The organism is Cognatilysobacter lacus (genome assembly GCF_008274655.1).
Lineage (GTDB): Bacteria > Pseudomonadota > Gammaproteobacteria > Xanthomonadales > Xanthomonadaceae > Cognatilysobacter > Cognatilysobacter lacus.
The window spans coordinates 1-19,769 of record NZ_VTRV01000046.1 but is presented as its reverse complement, the minus strand read 5'-3'; the positions used below and the strand labels follow the sequence as shown (position 1 = coordinate 19,769).

Sequence of the window (19,769 nt, the reverse complement as noted above, 5' to 3'; positions counted from 1 at the left end):
GTCGGGCAGGTCGTCGCCGGCGCCGTCCGCCAGCGGCCAGCCGATCGCGCGCAGGGCGTCGGCATCGGTCTCGATCGTGACGGGATCCGTGGAATCACTCATGCGCCGATTCTAGCCAGTCGCCGTGCGGCTGCCGGTCATCGGCGGCCACGGGAATTCCGGTAGGCTGGCCCGCCTTCCACGCACCGTGCCCCCGCTGCCATGTCGCATCCGCTCAAGACCCGCGAACGCCTGACCGAAGTCCGCTATGAGATCCGCGGCGAGCTGGCACGGCGGGCGCGCGAACTCGAGGCGCAGGGCCGCACGCTGATCAAGCTCAATATCGGCAACCCGGGCGCATTCGGCTTCCGCGTGCCCGAGCACCTGCAACGCGCGATCGCCGACCGCATCCACGAGACCGACCCCTACACGCACCAGCAGGGCCTGCCCGCCGCGCGCGAGGCGCTGGCGGCGCATTACCGCCGCCGCGGTGCGCCCAACCCCACGCCGGAACGGATCTTCATCGGCAATGGCGTGAGCGAGCTGATCGACCTGTCGCTGCGCGCGCTGCTGAACCCCGGTGACGAAGTGCTGGTGCCGTCGCCCGACTACCCGTTGTGGACGGCCGCGACCATCCTCAACGACGGCTGTCCGGTGCATTACAACTGCGCCGCCGAGAATGGCTACCTGCCCGACCCCGACGAGATCGAGCGGCTCGTGACCCCGCGCACGCGCGCGATCGTCGTCATCAATCCGAACAATCCCACTGGCGCGGTCTACCCGCGCCCGCTGCTCGAACGCATCGTCGCGATCGCCGCGAAGCACAAGCTTTTGCTGATGTCGGACGAAATCTACGACGAGGTGCTTTACGACGGCGCCGTGTTCCAGCCGCTGGCGCCGCTTGCCGGCGACGTGCCGTGCCTGTCGTTCGGCGGGTTGTCGAAGGTGTACCGCGCCTGCGGCTGGCGCATCGGCTGGGCGCTGCTGAGCGGCGATCCGCTCGCGGTCGGCGACTTCCACCATGCGATGGACCTGCTCGGCGCGTTGCGGCTGTGCGCCAACGTGCCCGGGCAGTTCGCCATCGAAGCCGCGTTGTCCGGCGCGGCGACCATCCACGACCTCACCGGCCCGGGCGGGCGCCTGCATGAAGCGCGCCTTGCGGTGATCGACAGTGTTGCCGCCAGCCGCCACCTGACGATGGTGGCGCCGATGGGTGCGCTGTACGGGTACCCGCAAGTGGTCGGGGACGCCGCCATCGGCTTCGACGACCAGGCGTTCGCACTCGAGACCCTCGAGAGTGAGGGCGTGCTGATCGTGCCCGGCACCAGCTTCAACATGCGCGACCGCGACCACTTCCGGGTGACGCTGCTGCCGCCGCCGGACCAGCTGCGCGAGGTGTTCGCGCGGATCGAACGCGTCCTCGACCGCCACGCCGACGCAGCGTCGACGCAGTCGGCGCGGGTCGCTTGATGCAGATCCAGTGGCTCGCGCTCGGGGACAGCTACACCTGCGGCGAAGGCGTCGCACCCGACGCGCGCTGGACGGCGCAACTCGCACGCGCGCTGCGTAGTCGGGGCTTCGACATCGCCGACCCGCGCACCATCGCGACCACCGGCTGGACGACCGAAGAGCTCGCAGCCGGCATCGCGATGGCGCAACCGATGACCGCGCACGACTTCGTGACCATCTGCATCGGCGTCAATGACCAGTACCGCGGCCGTAGCGTGGCCGAGTACCGCGCGCAGCTGACCTCGCTGCTCGACACCGCGACGGCGCTGGCCGGTGGCCGGGTCGGCCGGATGCTGATGCTGTCCGTGCCGGACTGGGGCGTCACCCGCTTCGCGCGGAATGAAGGTCGCGACACCGCGCAGATCGCTCGCGAGATCGACGCCTTCAACGATGCGGCGCGCGCGATGTGCGCCGGCCGCGGCGTCGCGTTCGTCGACATCACGACGGACAGCCGGACGGACGGCGACCTCGACGCGATGCTGGTCGCCGATGGCCTGCATCCTTCAGCTGCCATGTATGCGCGCTGGGTCGACGTGGTGCTGCCGGTGGCGCAACGCCTGCTGGGCCGCCCGTGACCAACGCCAGCGGACGCCCGCTCGACGCCAAGCGCGCGCACGCGATCGCGGCCGCGTTCAGACCCGACGGGCGCTTCGCCAATCGCTGGAACTATTTCTACACGCGCACCAAGCTGTCGAGCGACCCGCTGTATCCCGCGGTCGCGGACGCATTGCGCGGCACCCACGCGCCGTTGCTCGACCTGGGCTGCGGGCTGGGCCTGCTCTCGCACACGTTGCGCGAGGACGGCATCCAGGTGCCGTATCGCGGGGTCGACATCGACGCGGCCAAGATCGTCCACGCGCAGCGCATCGCGGCGCGCGCGGGGCTGCAGGGTGTCGCCTTCGAGGCGATGGATCTGGGCGGCGAATTGCCGGCGCATCGCGGCAGCGTGGCGCTGCTGGACGTACTGCAGTACGTGGACACGCCGGCGCAGGTTCGAATCCTCGACGCGGCGTGTGCGATGCTCGACCCGGGCAGCCGGCTTTTCATCCGCAGCGGGCTGGCCACGCCGGGCTGGCGGCCACGCGTCAGCAAGGCGTTCGACACACTGGCCGCGCGAGCGGGCTGGATGTACTCGCCGCCGCGTCGCTATCCGGACGAGGCGTTGCTGCGCGAACGGCTGGATGCAGCCGGGTTGCGTTACGAAATCGCCCCGCTCAACGGCAACACGCCGTTCAACAACTGGCAGATCGTGGCTCGACGCGACGCCTGAAGCCTGCCGGGTGGTCCGTTGGCGTACAGCGGCCGGCCGACGGGTGCGTCACCGCCGCAAGTTCCGTGTCTTCCGGCAACGTCACCGTTGCCCGGCGTTGATCGAGCGCGGCGATGCGCCTCAGTCGGCCAGGCGTGTCTCGACCGGCGCGATGTCCGGGCCGCCCGCCATCTGCGGCACGGGCACCACGCAGCGGTAGCCGAGTTCGTCGAAACGCTGCAGCAGGAGCGTGAGCGTCTCGAGGTTGCGGCCGTGTCGCGCGCCCTCGTGCGCGAGCACGATCACGCCGGGTGCGAGCTGCCGTTCCACGCGCCGCAGCACGCGCCGCGGATCGGACACCGCGCCGTCGAAACCCCGCGCGGTCCAGGCAACACGCGCCAGCCCGAGCCGCTGAAGCGGCGCGGCGACGAACGGATTGGCCATGCCGACCACCGCGCGAAACCACACCGGGCGAATGCCCGCGATTTCGGTCAGCGTGGCCTGTGCATGCTCGATCTCGTCGCGCATCGTGCGCGGGCCGAGCGCCCAGAAGCGTCGGGTGAAGTGCGAGTCGCTGTGGTTGCCGATGCCATGGCCGCGGCGAAGGATCTCGCGCACATGCTCCGGATAGCGCCGCGCGCGCTCGCCGACCAGGAAGAAGGTCGCCTTGGCGCCGTGCGCATCCAGCAGGTCGAGGACGGCCGGTGTCTCGTCGGACGGGCCGTCGTCGATGGTCAGCCACAGCACGCGCTGATCGGTCGCGACACGGGTCAGCGCCGGGCCGAAAAGCCGTGAATCCGGCCGCAACGTGCCCCACACCATCGCCAGGTGGGTTACCGCCAGAAGCGGCAGCGCGACCTGCCAGCCATAGCTCCACCACAGCCACGCGACCAGCCAGTGCGCCAGCAGCAATACGACCCACCAGGCATTGGGATGCCGCGGGACGCGGTGGACGGCGATGGCTGGAACGCTCATCTGCGGATAATGCCACGCGGGCTTACGGGGCCGCCGCCGTAGAATGACGGTTCGCTTTCCTCAAGATTACCGCCATGTCACTCGAACCCGCCCTGCGCGCCCGTATCGATTCGCTGCTGCAGAGCAATCGCGTCGTCCTCTTCATGAAGGGCGATCCGTCCATGCCGCAATGCGGCTTCTCCGCGAAAGCCGTGGGCGTGCTCGATGGCCTCGGCATCGACTACGCGCACGTGAACGTGCTGGCGGATGCCGAAATCCGCGAGGGCATCAAGGCCTATGGGGACTGGCCGACGATTCCGCAGCTGTACATCGACCACGAACTCGTCGGCGGCAGCGACATCGTCATGCAGATGGCGAACTCCGGCGAGTTGCATGCGCTGCTCGGCGTGCAGGCGCCGGACCGCACGCCGCCGTCCATCGAGATCACGCCCGCCGCCGCGAAGATGCTGCGCGAAGCCATCGCAGGCGCCGGCCCCGGCTACGCGCTGCAGGTGTCGGTCGACGCCGATCACCGCGCGCAGCTGCAAATGGGCCCGATCGACCCGCAGGCGATCGCCACCGACGTCGACGGCATCCGCGCGCAGTTCGACCTCGCGAGCGCGTCGCGCGCGAACGGCCTGCGAATCGACTGGGTCGACGACGAGCGCGGCCGCGGGCTGGTGATCGACAACCCCAATGCGAAGACGGTGAAGTCGATCAGCGCTGCCGAGGCCGCGCGCATGCTCGGCGACGGCGCGCTGACGCTGGTGGACGTGCGCCCGGCGGAGGAACGCACGATTGCGTCCGTGCGCGTGCCGTTCTCGGTGATGGACGGCGACGCCGCCGCGGAACTCGAGAACCTGCCGAAGGACACGCCGCTCGCCTTCCTCTGCCACCACGGCCGCCGCAGCGCGGCGGTAGCGGAGCATTTCCACCGGCTGGGCTTCACCCGTCTGCACAATGTCGACGGCGGCATCGATGCGTGGTCGGAGCAGGTGGACCCCGCGGTACCGCGTTACTGAGTCAGCACGTGCGGTGGACACACGGGACGGCCGCCTCGGCGGCCGTTCTTTCGTGGGGCTCGGGTCTGCGGCGAATGGGGACAATGCACGCGAGCCCGGACGCGTTCGCCGGGTGCGTACAGGGGCACGTTCGTGGCGTCAGCCCGCGAATCCGCCCTCGGCGAGGAAGGCGCGCTCGGCGGGCGTCGACTCGCGCCCGAGCGCGGCATTGCGATGCGGAAAGCGCCCGAAGCGTTCGATGATGTCCAGGTGCAGCCTCGCCCAGCGATCGGCATCGGGCGTCGTCAGCCGCTCGCGATGCAACTGCAGCGCGAGCCGCTGATCGTCGAGCGACTCGGAATGCTCGAACGGCAGGTAGAAGAACATTCGCAGTGGCTCGTCCGTGGCGAGGTCGAAGCCCGCGGCGATGGCGTGCACCGCGAGCGATTTCGCGAGCGGGTCGGTCGCATACGAATGCGCGCTGCCGCGGAACACGTTGCGTGGAATCTGGTCGAGCAGGACCAGCAGCGCGAGCAAGCCGGCGGCGTCGTTGCGCCAGGCGTCGAGATCGCCGCGCGCGGCGGCGAAGTGCAGGCTGAGCAGGCCCTGGCACTGCAGGTCGAAGGCGTCGTCGCGCGCGAACCATTTCGACGGCCCGGCCTCGCGCCAGAATCCGATCACGTCGCTCGGCGTGGAGATTTCAACAGTCATGGTGCGATGCTCCTCGATACCGGCGGTGGCGGCCGCCCGGGCATGATCGCAGCGTAGCCGGGCACGGGATCGTCCGGCTGCAAAGCTGCGACCCCGTCGCATGATCGCCTCACTCGCCAAGCTGCGTCTCGAGCTCCGCGATCCACGCCATCGTCAGGCTTTCCAGCGTGACCGCCTGGATCAGCGCACGAATCGGCCCGCGCGCGTACGACTGCGCGATGAAAAGCGCGTGGCGGTCGCGGAAGGCGAGCCACAGCATGTGCGTGCGATCGAATGAGGCCTGGCCGTCTGCGTCGAGTTGTGAACGCAGGCGTGCGACCACGCGACGCAGCTTCGCATCAGCGAACAGCAGGCGCTCGCGGGCCTGTGCGGTGAATTCGTCATCCTGCAGCACGTCGACCGCGCCGCGCTCGACCACTTCCTCGGCGCGTGCGAGATAGCCGTCCGCCATCTCCACGGCCACCTGCGCCTTGCCGACGAGACCGTTCTCGAATCGCTGCAGGTCACCCAGGCTGGTCTTCGCGCCTTCAAGGCCCTGCTTGAGCGCCAGCAGTTTCTGGCTGCGCTCGATCGCCTCGGTGGTGTGGCGCCGCTCGACATGCCGTTGCACGAAGTAGAAAGCCCACGTCAGCGCCGCGCCGAGGGCCACCAGGAAGGCCTGCTCCATGTCCTGCTCCTGTCTGGTGTGACAGTCTGCAGATGGGGCATCTCAGCGATCGCGACGTTGAAAACCGCCCGTCGGTTACCGGCGGGCCGTGTTCATTCGTCGAAGCGCAGGTGCTTCACCGACTTGCCGTGGCGACGGATCAGCCGCAGCGCCTCGATCCCGACCTGGATGTGGTTGTCGACGAAATCGGCGGTGACGCGCGCGTCCGAAGCCGCGGTTTTCACGCCTTCCGGCGTCATCGGCGCGTCCGAGACCAGCAGCAGCGCGCCGCACGGAATGCGATTGGCGAAGCCGGCGGCGAAGATGGTCGCCGTCTCCATGTCGATGGCCATGCAGCGCAGCTTGCGCAGGTATTCCTTGAACGCCTCGTCGTGTTCCCACACGCGGCGGTTGGTGGTGTAGACGGTGCCGGTCCAGTAGTCGTGGCCGAGGTCGCGGATCATCGTCGACACCGCGCGCTGCAGGGCGAACGCGGGAAGTGCGGGCACCTCGGGAGGCATGTAGTCGTTCGACGTGCCCTCGCCGCGGATCGCCGCGATCGGCAGCACCAGGTCGCCCAGCACGGTCTTGCGCTTGAGGCCCCCGCACTTGCCGAGGAACAGCACGGCCTTGGGGTCGATGGCCGAGAGCAGGTCCATCAGCGTCGCCGCGTTCGGGCTGCCCATGCCGAAATTGATCATGGTGATGCCGTCGGCGGTGGCGCTGGGCATCGGCCGGTCGAGGCCCACCACCTCGGCGCCCATCAGGCGCGCGAACACGTGCAGGTAGCCACCGAAATTCGTCAGCAGCACGTGCTGGCCGAAGTCCTCCAGCGCGACGCCGGTGTAGCGCGGCAGCCAGTTGGCCACGATCTCTTGCTTGTCTTTCATCGACATGAGTCCTTTTTTTGCGAATGGTCGCACGCCGCGGGCGCGGCCCGCCGCGCTGCATCCCCTGCGACGCGTTGCGCAAAACGCCACCTGCGTGCGCTTCGGCATGACTTAGGTCATGGAGACGGGGAGACGACGCCGGGCTAGGGTCGTCGGCTGACTCGCGGGAACCTCCATGCTCAAGACGTTTGCTTCGTTCATCTGCACGGTCGCGCTGATCGCGCCGATCGCCGCCGGCGCCGCCAAGGCGCCGTCGCGCTTCGTGCAGGACCCGTATCCCAGCACCTACACGCGTGTCCCGTTCGGGCCCGTGCTGATCCGCAATGCGACCGTGCTGACCGGCACCGGCGAACGACTCGACGGCGCCGACGTACTGATGCGCGACGGCGCGATCGTCGGCGTGGGCCGCGGGCTCGAAGCGCCGGCCGACGCGACCGTCGTGGACGGCACGGGCAAATGGGTAACGCCCGGCATCATCGACGTGCATTCGCATCTGGGCGTGTACGCGAGCCCGGCGGTGAGCGCGCAGTCCGACGGCAACGAAGCCACCAGCCCGACCACGCCGAATGTGTGGGCCGAGCATTCGATCTGGCCGCAGGACCCGGGCTTCCTCACCGCGCTGGCCGGCGGAATCACCTCGCTGCAGATCCTGCCGGGCTCGGCGAACCTGATCGGCGGCCGCGGCGTCACGCTCAAGAACGTGCCGTCCACCACGTACCAGGGCATGAAGTTCCCGGGCGCGCCATGGGGCCTGAAGATGGCGTGCGGCGAAAATCCGAAGCGCGTGTATGGCCAGAAGGGCGGCCCGTCAACGCGCATGGGCAACGTGGCCGGCTACCGCGCCGCCTTCATCGACGCCACCGAGTACATCCGCAAGAACCGGCCCGCCCCGCCTCCGGAGAAGAAGCACTGGTGGTCGGACGAACCGAAGGCCGACTCGGAAAACGCCACCGGCGGCAAGCGCGACCTGAAGATGGACACGCTGGCCGGCGCGATCAACGGCGACATCCGCGTGCACATCCACTGCTATCGCGCCGACGAGATGGCGACGATGCTCGACCTCGCCAAGGAATTCGGCTTCAAGGTGGCCGCGTTCCACCATGCCGTCGAGGCCTACAAGATTGCCGACCGCCTCGCCGCCGAAGGTGTCTGCGGCGCGATGTGGGCCGACTGGTGGGGCTTCAAGATGGAGGCCTACGACGGCATCCAGGAAAACATCGCGCTGGTCGACCGCCCGCAGGGCAGCTGCGCGATCGTGCATTCCGATTCGGAGGAAGGCATCCAGCGCCTCAACCAGGAAGCGGCGAAGGTGATGGCGCACGCGAAGCTCGCCGGCATGGACATCGCGCCGGAGCACGCCATCCTCTGGCTCACGAAGAACCCCGCCAAGGCGCTCGGCATCCTGGACAAGACCGGCACGCTCGAGGCCGGCAAGATGGCCGACGTGGTGGTGTGGAACGGCACGCCCTTCAGCAGCTACGCGCACGCCGAACAGGTCTATATCGACGGCGCGCGCGTGTACGACCGCAAGGATCCGTCGCGCCAGCCGGTCTCGGATTTCATGCTCGGCCAGGGCGCCGCGCCCACGGGAGGCGTGCGATGAGCCGGTTGTCCACGCTCGCAGGCGCGGTGCTGCTCGCACTGGCGACGCAGGCCCCCGCGCAGGAACTTCTGATCCGCGATGCCACGGTGCACACCGCCACCGCGCGCGGAACGCTGCAGCACGCCGACATCCTGGTCCGCGGCGGTCGCATCGCAGCCGTCGGCACGAGCCTCGCCGCGCCCGCGGGCGTGCAGACGGTCGACGCCCACGGCGCGCCGGTGACGCCCGCACTGTTCGGCGGCCTCACCCACCTCGGCATCGAGGAAGTCTCGGGCGAGGAATCGACCGTCGACGCCGACCTGGGCCTCGGGCGCAAGACCCACGAGATGGTGGTGCGACCCGAGTTCGACGTGACCCTGGCCTTCAGCCCGGACGCGTCCGCGGTGCCGGTGACGCGCATCGAGGGCGTCGGCGAAACGATGCTGATGCCGGGCCTCGCCGAGGGCGGCTCGATCATCCTCGGCCAGGGCGGCATGGTGCGCATGGACGGCTCGCCGGATCCGGTGGGCCCGCGCGTGCTGTTCGTGGCACTCGGCAGCCAGAGCGCGGAGCAGACCGGGCAGTCGCGCGCGGCTCAGTGGATGTTGCTCGAGCAGTGGCTCGACGAAGCACGCGGCCATATCCCGGCCAACACCAGCGTCGCCAGCCTGACCCCGGCGGGTCGCGCCACGCTTGCCCGGTTCGCGCACGGGGGCGGGCTGGTGATGTTCGAGGTCGACCGTGCGGCGGATATCCACCAGTTGCTGAAGTTCGCCGCGCGGCAGCACCTGCGCGTGGGCGTGGTGGGCGGCGCGGAAGCCTGGCGCGTCGCGCACGAGCTCGCGGCCGCGAAGGTGCCGGTGTTCGTCGACCCGCTTGCGGATCTTCCGGCGAGCTTCGACCAGATCGGCGCCCGCATGGACAATGCGGCGATCCTGCGCCAGGCCGGCGTGACCGTCGGCATCGTGCAGGGCGGCGAGAACCCGACCCACAACGCACGCAACACGCGGCAGCTGGCTGGCAACGCGGTGGCCAACGGCCTGCCCTGGGAGGACGGCCTCGCCGCGCTCACCCGCGTGCCGGCCGAGGTGTTCGGCGTTCGTGACACGGGGTCGATCGCGGTCGGCCAGCGCGCGGACCTGGTGCTGTGGACGGGCGATCCGCTCGACGTCGCCAACGTGGCGAAGCAGGTCTGGTTCGACGGCCGCGCGATCAGCATGCGTAGCCGCCAGACAGAACTGCGCGACCGTTACATGGCGCCAAAGGGCGCGATGCCGCGCGCCTACGACGTACCCGACCACCGTCGCTGAGCCATGCGCCGCGAACGAGGCCGCCCGACGCGAGTCTGGGCGGCCTTTTTCGTGACGCGGCGCACAGGCGTATGCTTGCCCGGCCGCGCGGGGCGCCACTCGACCGGGACCGTATGACCGCATTCGACTCGATCCATCCGCTACCAGTGCTGGTCGCCGCGGCGTCGGCGTTCATGCTCGGCGGCCTCTGGTATGGCCCGCTGTTCGTGAAAGCCTGGGGCCGCGCGATGGGCATCGACCCGACCGCGCGCACGCCGCACGGTGCACGCCCGTTCGCGATCGCCTTCGTGCTCAGCCTGGTTACTGCGGCCGCGATGGCGCTTGCATTGCCCGCAGGCGTCGATGCGCTCCACGGCGCCGGCTTGGGCGCGCTCATCGGCCTACTGTTCGTGGCCACCAGTTTCGGCATCAACTACGCGCTGGCGCCACGGCCTCTGCTGCTGTGGCTGATCGACGGCGGCTACCACGTGGTCCAGTTCACGCTTTACGGCGCCATCCTCGGCGCGTGGCACTGACGATCCGCGCCAACGTACGCAACCGCATGCTGAACCGCTACGCCGCATCTGCATCAAACGTCGACCCGTAGTGTTCAAGGAACCGGTGGACAGGCCGATACTCCTGTCCGCGATGAAGCGTTAACAGGCCACAGGGGGCAAATTCCATGCGCATCGGTCTCGTAGTCGACTCGGCCTGTGACCTGCCGCTCGAGTACATCCAGCAACACGAGCTCACCATCCTTCCGATCACCGTGCGCATCGGCGACGCGGTGCTCGCAGACCAGCGCAACGAGCAGGCGAGCCTCGAGTTCCTCGAGAACAAATCCGACGAACTGATGGCCAAGGCGGAAACGCAGCCCTTCAGCGTTCAGCAGGTGCAGGACCTGTTCCTGCGCAAGCTGGTCATCGACTACGACTACGTCTTCTGCATGACGATCGCGAAGTCGCGCAGCCCCGTGCACGACAACGCGCAGCAGGCCAGCTTCGCGATCCTCAACGATTACAAGGGCCCGCGTACCGCGGCCGGGATCACCACGCCGTTCTCGTTGCGCGTGATCGATACGCAGAGCGTGTTCGCCGGGCAGGCGGTCGCCGCGGTCGAAGCCGTACGGCTGCGCGACGCACAGGAAGGCGCGCCGAAGATGCGTGCGCGCCTCGAGCAGGTGGCCCTGAACACGCAGGCCTACATGGTGACGCGGGAGCTCAACTACCTGCGCGCGCGCACGCGTCATCGTGGCGACCGCAGCGTGAGCCTGCTTTCCGCCACGCTCGGCAGCGCGCTCGACATCAAGCCGATCTTGCACTGCAACCGTGGCCAGACCGGGCCCGTCGCCAAAGTGAAGGGGTTCGACAACGCGGCGGAAAAGCTGTTCGGCTTCGCCGCAAGGCGCGTGCGCGACGGCAAGCTGCTCACGCCCACGCTGACGCTCAGCTACGGCGGCCTGCTCGATGAAATGCGACGCCTGCCAGGCTATGCCGACCTGATGGAATCGTGCCGCGCGCACAAGGTCGAGGTGTTCGAAAGCCTCATGAGCCTCACGGGCATGGTCAACACCGGCCGCGGTTCGCTGACGATGGGCTTCGCCTCCGACGCGCCGGCCTGGGATTGAGTCCCGCGACGCGCGTCACGCCGGCCTGACTTCCGGCCCGGTCCGCGCGCCTGCCACAAAGGGTACCGTCGACGGGTTTCCCTTCCCGTCGATGCCATGAATCCCAGCCGCACCCTGCTCTTCGTCGCGCTTGCCGGCGCGCTCTCGATCGGCTCGTCCGCCCTCGCGCAGACCGCGCAGAAAGGCGACACACCGCCGCCTCCCCCCGACACGCAACTCGAGCAGGACGCGCTCAACCCCGCGGGCGTGCCCAAGGCGGACGACCCCGGGCAGGCCCAGCGCGGCCGCGCCAAGCCCGGCGACGACGCCGACGCGTCGAAGTGGGACGTCAACGCCCCGCACGGCCCGACCAAGACCGTGCGCTTCACCACCGACGAAGGCACGTGGCTGGACGTCGACGTCTCGCCCAAGGGCGATCGCCTCGTGTTCTCGATGATGGGCGACGTGTACCTGCTGCCGATCGGTGGCGGCAAGGCGACGCGCATCACCTCGGGCCCGGCCTGGGACGTGCAACCGCGCTTCTCCCCCGACGGCACGCAGATCGCGTTCACCTCCGATCGCGGCGGCGGCAACAACCTCTGGCGGATGCGCACCGACGGCAGCGGCGCCGTGCAGGTGACGAAGGAGGACTTCCGCCTGCTCAACAACGCCGCGTGGACGCCGGACGGGCAGTTCCTGATCGGCCGCAAGCATTTCACCGGCGAGCGCTCGCTCGGCGCCGGCGAGCTGTGGATGTACCACGTGGCCGGCGGCGGTACCGGCATCCAGCTGACCAAGCAGAAGAACGACCAGCAGGATCTCGGCGAGCCGGCGGTGTCACCCGACGGTCGCTACGTCTACTTCAGCGAGGACGTGAGCCCCGGGCCGACGTTCCAGTACAACAAGGACCCGCACGGCGTCATCTATGCGATCAAGCGCCTCGACCGCCGCAACGGCCACGTCGACACGCTGATCGACACCCCGGGTGGCGCGATGCGGCCGCAGCCGTCGCCCGACGGCAAATCGCTCGCCTTCGTCAAGCGCATCCGCGACAAGTCCGTGCTGCACGTGCTCGACCTCAAGAGCGGTCAGGTGCGCGCGGTGTGGGACGGCCTGTCGCATGACCAGCAGGAGGCGTGGGCGATCTTCGGCCCGTACAGCGACTTCAACTGGACCCCGGATTCGAAGTCCGTGGTGGTGTGGGCGCAGGGCAAGCTGTGGCGCGTCGACATGGCCAGCGGCAAGCCGAACAACATCCCGTTCACCGCCGACGTCGAGCAGACCGTCACCGCACCGCTGCGCTTCACGCACGAGATCGAATCGGGCAGCTTCACGCCGAAGATGATCCGCGACGTCGCCACCAGCGCCGACGGGAAGACGCTGGTGTTCAATGCCGTCGGCCAGCTGTGGCGCAAGACCCTGCCCAACGGCACGCCCGAGCGCCTCACGTCGAACACCGGCGTGTACGAATACCAGCCGAGCTTCAGCGCGAACGGCAGCAAGCTGCTCTACACCACGTGGTCCGACGACGGCCTGTCCGCGATCTGGCTGCGCGACGCATCCGGTACCGGCGCCGGCCGCAAGCTCACCGCCGAGAAGGGTTACTACTACGGCCCGCGCTTTTCGCCGGACGGCCGCCGCATCGTCTATACGAAGTCCGGCGGCAGCGGCATGACCGGCTCGACGTGGAGCAACGACACCGGCATCTACGTCATGAACGCCGACGGCAGCGGCGCCAAGCGCATCGCCGACGAAGGCGACGCGCCGCAGTTCAGCGCGGATGGCACGCGCGTGTACTACTTCACTGGCGGCGGGCTGAAGAAGAAGCTGATGTCGATCGGCCTCAATGCCGAAGCGCCTCGCGAAGTCTTCAACCTCAAGTATCCCGACACGGTGACGATCAGCCCCGACGGCAAGTGGGTCGCGTTCACCGAGCTGTTCAATGCCTACGTCGCGCCGCTGGTGGAAACCGGCCAGTCGATCGAACTGTCGAAGGACAGCAAGGCGGTGCCGGTGACGCAGGTGAGCGCGGACGTCGGCAGCTACCTGCACTGGGCGGCCGACTCGAAGTCGCTGCACTGGATGATGGGTGACCGCTACTTCTCGCGCGACCTCACCCAGAGCTTTGCGTTCCTGCCGGGCGCGCCAAAGGACCTGCCGAAGCCGAGCAACGACGGCGGTATTCCGGTCGGGCTGACGCAATCGGTGTACGCACCCGCGGGCGCCGTCGCGTTCACCCACGCGCGCATCGTCACCATGCGCGACGCGAATACGACCCGGGACGTGATCGACGACGGCACGGTGGTGGTCGACGGCGACCACATCGCCGCGATCGGCCCCGCGTCGCAGGTCACCGTGCCGGCCGGCGCGCGCACCATCGACGCGCACGGGAAGACCATCGTGCCCGGCTATGTCGACGTGCATGCGCATGCCGCGAACTTCGGCTCGGGCGTGGTGCCGCAGCAGAACTGGGCGTACTACACGAACCTCGCGTTCGGCATCACCACCGCGCACGACCCGTCGGCCAGCAGCGAGTTCGTGTTCTCGCAGTCCGAACTGCTCAAGGCCGGAAAGATGGTCGGCCCACGCATGTTCTCCACCGGCACGATCCTCTACGGCGCCGACGGCGACTTCAAGGCGGTGGTCAATTCGCTGGACGACGCGCGCAGCCACCTGCGCCGCATGAAGGCGATCGGCGCGTTCTCGGTGAAGAGCTACAACCAGCCGCGCCGCGACCAGCACCAGCAGATCGACCAGGCCGCGCGCGAACTCGGCCTGCTCGTCGTGGAAGAAGGCGGCTCCACGTTCAACCACAACATGCCGATGGTGCTCGACGGCGTGACCGGCATCGAGCACAACATCCCGGTCGCGCCGCTGTACAAGGACGTGCTCGGCGTGTGGTCGCAGACCGACGTGCGCAACACGCCGACGCTGGTGGTGACCTACGGCGGGCTGTCGGGCGAATACTGGTGGTACGCACATGACAACGTGTGGGACGACAACAAGCTTGCGCGCTTCTTCCCGCGCGAGACGCTCGACGCACGCAGCATCCGTCGCGAAGTCGCGCCCGACTGGGATTACTGGCACATCGAGATCGCGAAGTCGGCGAAGAAGATGCGCGACGCCGGCATCGGCATCCAGGTGGGCGGTCACGGCCAGTTGCAGGGCCTGTCGCCGAACTGGGAGATCTGGATGCTGACGCAGGGCGGCTTCAGCAACTTCGAGGCACTTCGCGCCGCCACCATCGACGGCGCCGATTACCTCGGCATGTCGAAGCAGATCGGCTCGCTCGAAGTCGGCAAGAAGGCCGACCTCGTCGTCCTCAACTCGAACCCGCTCGACAACATCCGCAGCACGATCGACACGCGCTACGTGATGGTCAACGGCCGGCTGTTCGACGTCGATGCCGACATGAAGGAAATCGGCGGGCGCAACGAAGCCGCGCCCGTGTTCTTCTGGCAGCGCGGCAGCGACGGTCGCAGCTTCGGGCAGGAAGCCAGCGCCGGCGCCGATCGCGACTGACCGGTCCCGCACGGAACGCAAGCAGGACGGCCCGCCTCGAGCGGGTCGTCCTGCATTGCACGACGCCGATTTCACGGCCGCTCCGTGGCATGCTGAATACACTGAACGCGAATCCCGCAGGAGTCCTACATGCCGACGCGCTACTACATCCGTCTGCCCGATGGCGCCGCCGCCCGCGGCAGCGACTCGTCGATGTCCTTCAGCGCGCATGGCGCCGACGGCTTCGCCGAGCAACTGCAGCGCGCGATGCGCACCACCGAGATCTTCGATCGCTGGCGCGGCGCGCAGGACGATCCGGACGGCGTGGACGCCGCCCTGGGTGCAAGCGATCCGAACGCCGTAGTGAAGGGCGAACAGCACGACCTCTCGATCGACCTGGTGCTGACCACGACGCTGCCGGGCGAGATCGTGCGCCATCGCCTGCGCCTGCTCGCTGGCAGCGCCTGGCAGCTGCGTGACGTCACCGCGGCCTGAGCCGGCGCGCGTCAGAGCCACGATGCGCACAGGCGACGCCATACGATGAGCACACCCGCGCGTCGCGCCGTGCTGCTGTCCTGGAGTGGCGGCAAGGACGCCGCGTGGTCGTTGCACGTCATGCGCATGCGCGGCGACGTCGAGGTGGTCGGGCTGCTGACGACCGTCAACACAGGCGTCGACCGCATCGCGATGCACGGCATCCGCCGCGATGTCCTGCAGGCACAGGCCGACGCCACCGGGCTGCCACTGGTCGAAGCGGCCATCGAGCCGCTTTGCGACAACGAGCGCTACGAGGTGGCGATCGCCGATGCGCTCGAGCGCGCAAGGTCGCGCTGGCCGACGCTCGATACCGTCGCCTTCGGCGATCTGTTCCTCGCCGACGTGCGCGCCTGGCGCGAGGCGTCGCTTGCGAAGCTCGGCTGGCGCGTGGAGACGCCGCTGTTCGGCGCCGACACCGCGTCACTGGCACGGGAGATGATCGCGGGCGGGCTGCGCGCCTATCTGTGCTGCGTGGATACGCAGCAGATCGATGCATCGTTCTCGGGGCGCACCTTCGACGACCTGCTGCTCGCGGACTTGCCCGCCGGATGCGATCCGTGCGGCGAGAACGGCGAGTTCCACACGCTGGTGGTCGGCGGCCCGATGTTCGTCGGCTCGATCGCGGTCCGGGCCGGCGAGCAGGTGCTGCGGGACGGGCGGTTCTTCTATACCGATTTCATACGCGCGGGCGACTGAGGCGAGCGCCTGTCACGGCGGCGACCGCATGCGCCTGCCGCGCAGCGGAATGCCGTGGGTCCATTCGTAAGTAGCCGATCGAGTCGTGGCCCGCGAAGTCTCGCGTCGACGACGTCGTTCGGGCCATCAGCCCTGAGCTGCAGGCCGCGAGTCCGGTGCAGCTTCCGGCGCGTGGCGTTGCACCCGATGCGCGTGGCTACTTGCGCGCTCCGCGCCATCCGCTGCAACGCCCGATCCGCCGAGCGCTTCCGTCGCGCGCTCGACGTGGCGGCCGGGCGACGGTCCGCGCAGGCGCGGCCACGACATACCGACGTCGCTAAGGCGTCGGGCCGGCGGGAGCGCGCGTCGCACGGAGGTTCCATGCGCGCCCGACTTCGCGCGACTCGCGCAGCCGCCGCGCATGTGCGGCCAACAGGTCGCCGCGAGTGATGAACCCGGTCATCCGTGTCGGTTCGGCGGCGTCGACGACGACCAGGCGGCCGATATCCTCGTCCACCATGTGATCAGCGGCTTCGCGCAACGAGTGGTCCTCGCCGACGACGGCAGGCGCGCGCGTCACCAGCGCGCGCAAGGGTTCCGCGCCGCGCTCCGCGGGGCCGATCAGGTCACGGCGCGTCAGCACGCCGACCAGGCGCCCATCGGCTTCCACGATCGGGTAACCCTGGTGGCCGGCATCGGGATCGCCACTGAATAGCCAGGCGCGCGTGGTCGCAAGCAGCTGCGCGGCGGGCAGCGTCACCACTTCGCGCGTGCAGGCGTCGCCGACGGTGATGCGATCGAGATAATCGGCCCCGTATTCGCTCGGCACGCGTACGCCGCGACGCGCGATCTTCTCGGTCATGATGCTGTTGCCCATCAGCTGGCCGGAAACGAGATACGCGGTCATGCAGCCAGCGAGCAACGGCAACAGGCCGTGCGGCTGCTGGGTGATCTCGAAGGCGAACACCACCGACGTCAGCACCGCGCGCGACGCGCCGGCGAACATCGCCGCCATGCCGACCAGCGCGGCGACGCGCGGATCGACGTCCGAGCCCGGTATCGACGCCAGCGCGATGCCTGCCGCGGCACCGAACGCGCCGCCGATGGTGAACAGCGGGGCGAGCGTGCCGCCCGAGGTTCCGCTGCCGAGCGCGATGGACCAGGAAGCCAGCTTGGCCACGCAGAGCAAGGCGAGGAACGCGAGCGTCGTATGGCCGGACAGGATCTGCTCGATGTTCGCGTAGCCCACGCCCAGCGTCTGCGGAACCGCATAGCCGATGAGCCCGACTGCGAGCCCGCCGATCGCCGGCCACCACATCCAGTGGATCGGCAGCCTCTCGAACGCGTCCTCGATGCCGTAGGTGAGCCGCGTGACCGCCACGCTGGCGATCCCGACCACCGCGCCGAGCGCGACATACAACGCGAGTGCGGGCAACGTGGCCGGCGAAATCGGCTGCATCGGAAATACGGCGGCGCTTCCTTCCAGCGCATAGCGGATACCGGTCGCCGTGACCGTGGCGAGAGCAACAGGGATCAGCGAGCGCGCACGACGTTCGAACAGCAACAGCTCGACTGCAAGAAGCACCGCAGACACCGGCGCGCTGAAGATGGCGGCCATGCCTGCGGCCGCGCCTGCGGCGAGCAGCGTCTTGCGCTCGTCCGCCGTGACATGCAGCACCTGTCCCAGCAACGAGCCGATCGCACCACCGGTGGCAATGATCGGGCCTTCGGCGCCGAACGGCCCGCCGGTGCCGATTGCCACCGCTGACGACAGCGGCTTGAGCCACGTCATGCGTGGGGGAATGCGGCTTTCGTTGAGCAGCACCTGTTCCATCGCCTCGGGAATGCCATGACCGCGGATCGCCTTGCTGCCCCAGCGGGCCATCACGCCGACGACCAGCCCGCCGGCGATCGGAAGCACGATCACCCACGCCCCGAGGTGGTGGCCGGCAGGCTCCACCAGCGCGGTGTCGATGCGTCCGAAGAACGCAAGGTTGGTGACCAGCCCGATCAGCGCGGTCAGCGCCTTCGCGACGTAGGCCGCGATGATGCCCAGCAGGATCGCGAGCACCGTGACCGGCAGCGTGCGTCGCTCCACCGTGCGTTCGCGGCGCGGCATGCGCGCGGTGGCGAGCGTGGAATCGAGCGAAGGCGCGATCGGAATCGTCGTGCGCAGCGACGCGCCCGGCCCGGTGGTCGACATGGGAAGTCCCGCAGTGGAAAACCGGGGAGCCTATCGACTACGGCCGCCAGTGGCTGGCTGGAAAATGAACGGGTGGCAGCGACGCTCGGCGGCGCCTGCGCGCGTCGGACCTTCAGCCCGGGGATATTCGCCAGGCAACCGTCGTCCCGGCCCTGAAGGGCACGAGGTCATGTCCGCCGACCGGCAGGGTCTCCGGCACCGGCGTCGACGCACGTTCAAGCGTGATCGTCCCGGTGTTGCGCGGCAGGCCGTAGAAGTCGGCGCCGTGGAAGCTGGCGAAGGCTTCCAGGCGGTCGAGCGCGCCGGCGGCATCGAACGCTTCGGCGTACAGCTCGATCGCCGCATGCGCGGTGTAGATGCCGGCGCAACCGCAGGCCGCTTCCTTCGCGTGCTTCGAATGCGGTGCGCTGTCGGTGCCGAGGAAGAACTTCGACGACCCGGACGTCGCCGCGCTGACCAGCGCGCGCCGATGCACTTCGCGCTTCAACACCGGCAGGCAGTAGTGATGCGGGCGCAGGCCGCCGGCGAACATCGCATTGCGATTGAGCAGCAGGTGGTGGGCCGTGATCGTGGCGCCGATGTTCGCAGGCGCGGCGTGCACGAACTCGGCAGCGGCCGTCGTGGTGATGTGCTCGAGCACGATCTTCAGCTGCGGGAAGTCGCGCACGAGCGGCGTCAGCACGCGATCGATGAACACCGCTTCGCGGTCGAACACGTCGATGTCCGGATCGGTCACTTCGCCGTGCACGAGCAAGGGCATGCCGATGCCCTGCATCGCCTCGAGCGTCGCCGCGCAATTGCGCAGGTCGGTGACGCCCCGGCTCGAATTCGTGGTCGCATTCGCCGGGTACAGCTTCACGCCGTGCACCAGGCCGCTGGCCTTCGCGCGCTCGATCTCGTCGGGCGTGGTGGCATCGGTGAGGTAGAGCGTCATGAGCGGCTGGAACGGGGCGCCGTCCGGCAGCGCGGCGAGGATCCGCTCGCGATAGCCCGCCGCGTCGGCGCTCGTCACCACCGGCGGCACCAGGTTCGGCATCACGATCGCGCGGCCCATCTGGCGCGCGGTGTCGCGGAGCACGTCGCGAAGCATCGCGCCGTCGCGCAGGTGCACGTGCCAGTCGTCGGGGCGGGTGATCGTGAGGCGGTCGGTCGTCATGACGACGAGTCTGACGCATCGGCAATGCCGTCGCCGAGCCCCGCCGCGCGGCGCAGGCGGTCCTGCAGCGCGGCCGCGAGTCCGTCGCCCGCTGGTGGCACGACCACAAGCACGTCGAGGCGGAGCGCATCGGCATCGCGCAGCCGCTGGTAGAGCTGGCGCGCCTGAGTGGGCGCGTCAGGCGGCAGGCTCAGCCAGTCGATGCCGGTTTCGACCGTTGCCTGCGTCGCGAGCGCGAGAAGCTGCTGTCGTCGCTCGGCGGCATCAAGGAAATGAACCGC

Annotated in this window: 18 protein-coding genes and 1 pseudogene; 12 read left to right on the top strand and 7 right to left on the bottom strand. The window is 69.0% G+C overall.

Features of this window, described 5'->3' with window-relative positions; all coding sequences use genetic code 11:
* Window positions 1-201: 201 nt before the first annotated feature.
* The 3 genes from FW784_RS06085 to FW784_RS06075 are packed head-to-tail and all read left to right on the top strand — an operon-like array spanning window position 202 to window position 2,758.
* Window positions 202-1,449 (top strand): aminotransferase class I/II-fold pyridoxal phosphate-dependent enzyme, encoded by a 1,248-nt coding sequence (locus tag FW784_RS06085; RefSeq protein WP_149352465.1) that lies wholly within the window; start codon window positions 202-204, stop codon window positions 1,447-1,449.
* Window positions 1,449-2,063: an SGNH/GDSL hydrolase family protein gene (locus FW784_RS06080; RefSeq protein ID WP_149352464.1), complete on the top strand. Its 615-nt coding sequence runs from the start codon at window positions 1,449-1,451 to the stop codon at window positions 2,061-2,063. Before FW784_RS06085 ends, FW784_RS06080 begins: the two co-directional genes overlap by 1 nt.
* Window positions 2,060-2,758, top strand: coding sequence for a methyltransferase domain-containing protein (locus FW784_RS06075; protein WP_149352463.1), 699 nt, complete (start codon window positions 2,060-2,062; stop codon window positions 2,756-2,758). Before FW784_RS06080 ends, FW784_RS06075 begins: the two co-directional genes overlap by 4 nt.
* Before the next feature lie 120 nt (window positions 2,759-2,878).
* On the opposite strand, the gene FW784_RS06070 is transcribed toward FW784_RS06075, so the two are convergent.
* Entirely contained in the window at window positions 2,879-3,712 is an 834-nt protein-coding gene (locus FW784_RS06070; protein WP_149352462.1) for a polysaccharide deacetylase family protein, read from the bottom strand.
* A gap of 74 nt (window positions 3,713-3,786) precedes the next feature.
* Between FW784_RS06070 and grxD the strand changes: the two genes are divergently transcribed.
* Window positions 3,787-4,713 carry a Grx4 family monothiol glutaredoxin gene (gene grxD, locus FW784_RS06065; RefSeq protein WP_149352461.1) on the top strand — a complete coding sequence of 309 codons (927 nt, stop codon included), beginning with the start codon at window positions 3,787-3,789 and terminating at the stop codon, window positions 4,711-4,713.
* A 138-nt stretch (window positions 4,714-4,851) separates the two neighbouring features.
* On the opposite strand, the gene FW784_RS06060 is transcribed toward grxD, so the two are convergent.
* The 3 genes from FW784_RS06060 to FW784_RS06050 all read right to left on the bottom strand — a co-directional run bounded on the left by FW784_RS06060 (window position 4,852) and on the right by FW784_RS06050 (window position 6,939).
* Entirely contained in the window at window positions 4,852-5,403 is a 552-nt protein-coding gene (locus FW784_RS06060; RefSeq protein WP_149352460.1) for a DUF924 family protein, read from the bottom strand.
* A gap of 109 nt (window positions 5,404-5,512) precedes the next feature.
* Complete coding sequence (locus FW784_RS06055) at window positions 5,513-6,070, bottom strand: lysozyme inhibitor LprI family protein (protein WP_149352459.1); 558 nt, start codon at window positions 6,068-6,070, stop codon at window positions 5,513-5,515.
* Window positions 6,071-6,162: 92 nt separating this feature from the next.
* Window positions 6,163-6,939, bottom strand: coding sequence for an AMP nucleosidase (locus tag FW784_RS06050; RefSeq protein ID WP_149352458.1), 777 nt, complete (start codon window positions 6,937-6,939; stop codon window positions 6,163-6,165).
* 175 nt (window positions 6,940-7,114) lie between these two features.
* On the opposite strand from FW784_RS06050, the gene FW784_RS06045 reads away from it, so the two are divergent.
* From FW784_RS06045 to FW784_RS06015, 7 genes are all read left to right on the top strand, one after another.
* A complete protein-coding gene (locus FW784_RS06045) occupies window positions 7,115-8,542 on the top strand; it encodes an amidohydrolase (protein WP_149352457.1) in 1,428 nt (475 codons plus the stop codon).
* Window positions 8,539-9,831, top strand: coding sequence for an amidohydrolase family protein (locus FW784_RS06040; RefSeq protein ID WP_149352456.1), 1,293 nt, complete (start codon window positions 8,539-8,541; stop codon window positions 9,829-9,831). The genes FW784_RS06045 and FW784_RS06040 overlap by 4 nt, the downstream gene beginning before the upstream one ends.
* A gap of 113 nt (window positions 9,832-9,944) precedes the next feature.
* Complete coding sequence (locus FW784_RS06035) at window positions 9,945-10,346, top strand: DUF1761 domain-containing protein (protein WP_187770698.1); 402 nt, start codon at window positions 9,945-9,947, stop codon at window positions 10,344-10,346.
* A gap of 146 nt (window positions 10,347-10,492) precedes the next feature.
* Window positions 10,493-11,437, top strand: coding sequence for a DegV family protein (locus tag FW784_RS06030; RefSeq protein ID WP_149352454.1), 945 nt, complete (start codon window positions 10,493-10,495; stop codon window positions 11,435-11,437).
* Window positions 11,438-11,533: 96 nt separating this feature from the next.
* Window positions 11,534-14,938 carry an amidohydrolase family protein gene (locus tag FW784_RS06025; RefSeq protein WP_149352453.1) on the top strand — a complete coding sequence of 1,135 codons (3,405 nt, stop codon included), beginning with the start codon at window positions 11,534-11,536 and terminating at the stop codon, window positions 14,936-14,938.
* A 129-nt stretch (window positions 14,939-15,067) separates the two neighbouring features.
* On the top strand, window positions 15,068-15,412 hold the full coding sequence (locus FW784_RS06020; RefSeq protein ID WP_149352452.1) for a hypothetical protein: 345 nt from the start codon (window positions 15,068-15,070) through the stop codon (window positions 15,410-15,412).
* A 45-nt stretch (window positions 15,413-15,457) separates the two neighbouring features.
* On the top strand, window positions 15,458-16,150 hold the full coding sequence (locus FW784_RS06015) for an adenine nucleotide alpha hydrolase (protein WP_149352451.1): 693 nt from the start codon (window positions 15,458-15,460) through the stop codon (window positions 16,148-16,150).
* Window positions 16,151-16,466: 316 nt separating this feature from the next.
* Here the strand turns inward: FW784_RS06015 and FW784_RS06010 are convergent, their stop codons facing one another.
* From FW784_RS06010 to FW784_RS06000, 3 genes are all read right to left on the bottom strand, one after another.
* Window positions 16,467-18,332 (bottom strand): chloride channel protein, encoded by a 1,866-nt coding sequence (locus FW784_RS06010; protein WP_235893595.1) that lies wholly within the window; start codon window positions 18,330-18,332, stop codon window positions 16,467-16,469.
* 112 nt (window positions 18,333-18,444) lie between these two features.
* A complete protein-coding gene (gene pyrC, locus FW784_RS06005) occupies window positions 18,445-19,488 on the bottom strand; it encodes a dihydroorotase (RefSeq protein ID WP_149352450.1) in 1,044 nt (347 codons plus the stop codon).
* Window positions 19,485-19,691 carry a Sua5 family C-terminal domain-containing protein gene (locus FW784_RS06000; protein ID WP_425481594.1) on the bottom strand — a complete coding sequence of 69 codons (207 nt, stop codon included), beginning with the start codon at window positions 19,689-19,691 and terminating at the stop codon, window positions 19,485-19,487. Before FW784_RS06000 ends, pyrC begins: the two co-directional genes overlap by 4 nt.
* On the opposite strand from FW784_RS06000, the pseudogene FW784_RS14910 reads away from it, so the two are divergent.
* A pseudogene (locus FW784_RS14910) lies at window positions 19,674-19,769 on the top strand (30S ribosomal protein S2); the annotation flags it as partial. The gene FW784_RS06000 and the pseudogene FW784_RS14910 overlap by 18 nt on opposite strands.

Excerpts from the sequence above, each read along its gene's own strand:
- FW784_RS06025 (WP_149352453.1), top strand. The coding sequence starts at position 11,534 with ATGAATCCCAGCCGCACCCTGCTCTTCGTCGCGCTTGCCGGCGCGCTC.
- FW784_RS06030 (WP_149352454.1), top strand. The coding sequence starts at position 10,493 with ATGCGCATCGGTCTCGTAGTCGACTCGGCCTGTGACCTGCCGCTCGAG.
- FW784_RS06055 (WP_149352459.1), bottom strand. The coding sequence starts at position 6,070 with ATGGAGCAGGCCTTCCTGGTGGCCCTCGGCGCGGCGCTGACGTGGGCT.
- FW784_RS06010 (WP_235893595.1), bottom strand. The coding sequence starts at position 18,332 with ATGTCGACCACCGGGCCGGGCGCGTCGCTGCGCACGACGATTCCGATC.
- FW784_RS06050 (WP_149352458.1), bottom strand. The coding sequence starts at position 6,939 with ATGAAAGACAAGCAAGAGATCGTGGCCAACTGGCTGCCGCGCTACACC.
- FW784_RS06060 (WP_149352460.1), bottom strand. The coding sequence starts at position 5,403 with ATGACTGTTGAAATCTCCACGCCGAGCGACGTGATCGGATTCTGGCGC.
- FW784_RS06045 (WP_149352457.1), top strand. The coding sequence starts at position 7,115 with ATGCTCAAGACGTTTGCTTCGTTCATCTGCACGGTCGCGCTGATCGCG.
- pyrC (WP_149352450.1), bottom strand. The coding sequence starts at position 19,488 with ATGACGACCGACCGCCTCACGATCACCCGCCCCGACGACTGGCACGTG.
- FW784_RS06020 (WP_149352452.1), top strand. The coding sequence starts at position 15,068 with ATGCCGACGCGCTACTACATCCGTCTGCCCGATGGCGCCGCCGCCCGC.
- grxD (WP_149352461.1), top strand. The coding sequence starts at position 3,787 with ATGTCACTCGAACCCGCCCTGCGCGCCCGTATCGATTCGCTGCTGCAG.
- FW784_RS06015 (WP_149352451.1), top strand. The coding sequence starts at position 15,458 with ATGAGCACACCCGCGCGTCGCGCCGTGCTGCTGTCCTGGAGTGGCGGC.
- FW784_RS06070 (WP_149352462.1), bottom strand. The coding sequence starts at position 3,712 with ATGAGCGTTCCAGCCATCGCCGTCCACCGCGTCCCGCGGCATCCCAAT.
- FW784_RS06040 (WP_149352456.1), top strand. The coding sequence starts at position 8,539 with ATGAGCCGGTTGTCCACGCTCGCAGGCGCGGTGCTGCTCGCACTGGCG.
- FW784_RS06035 (WP_187770698.1), top strand. The coding sequence starts at position 9,945 with ATGACCGCATTCGACTCGATCCATCCGCTACCAGTGCTGGTCGCCGCG.
- FW784_RS06080 (WP_149352464.1), top strand. The coding sequence starts at position 1,449 with ATGCAGATCCAGTGGCTCGCGCTCGGGGACAGCTACACCTGCGGCGAA.
- FW784_RS06085 (WP_149352465.1), top strand. The coding sequence starts at position 202 with ATGTCGCATCCGCTCAAGACCCGCGAACGCCTGACCGAAGTCCGCTAT.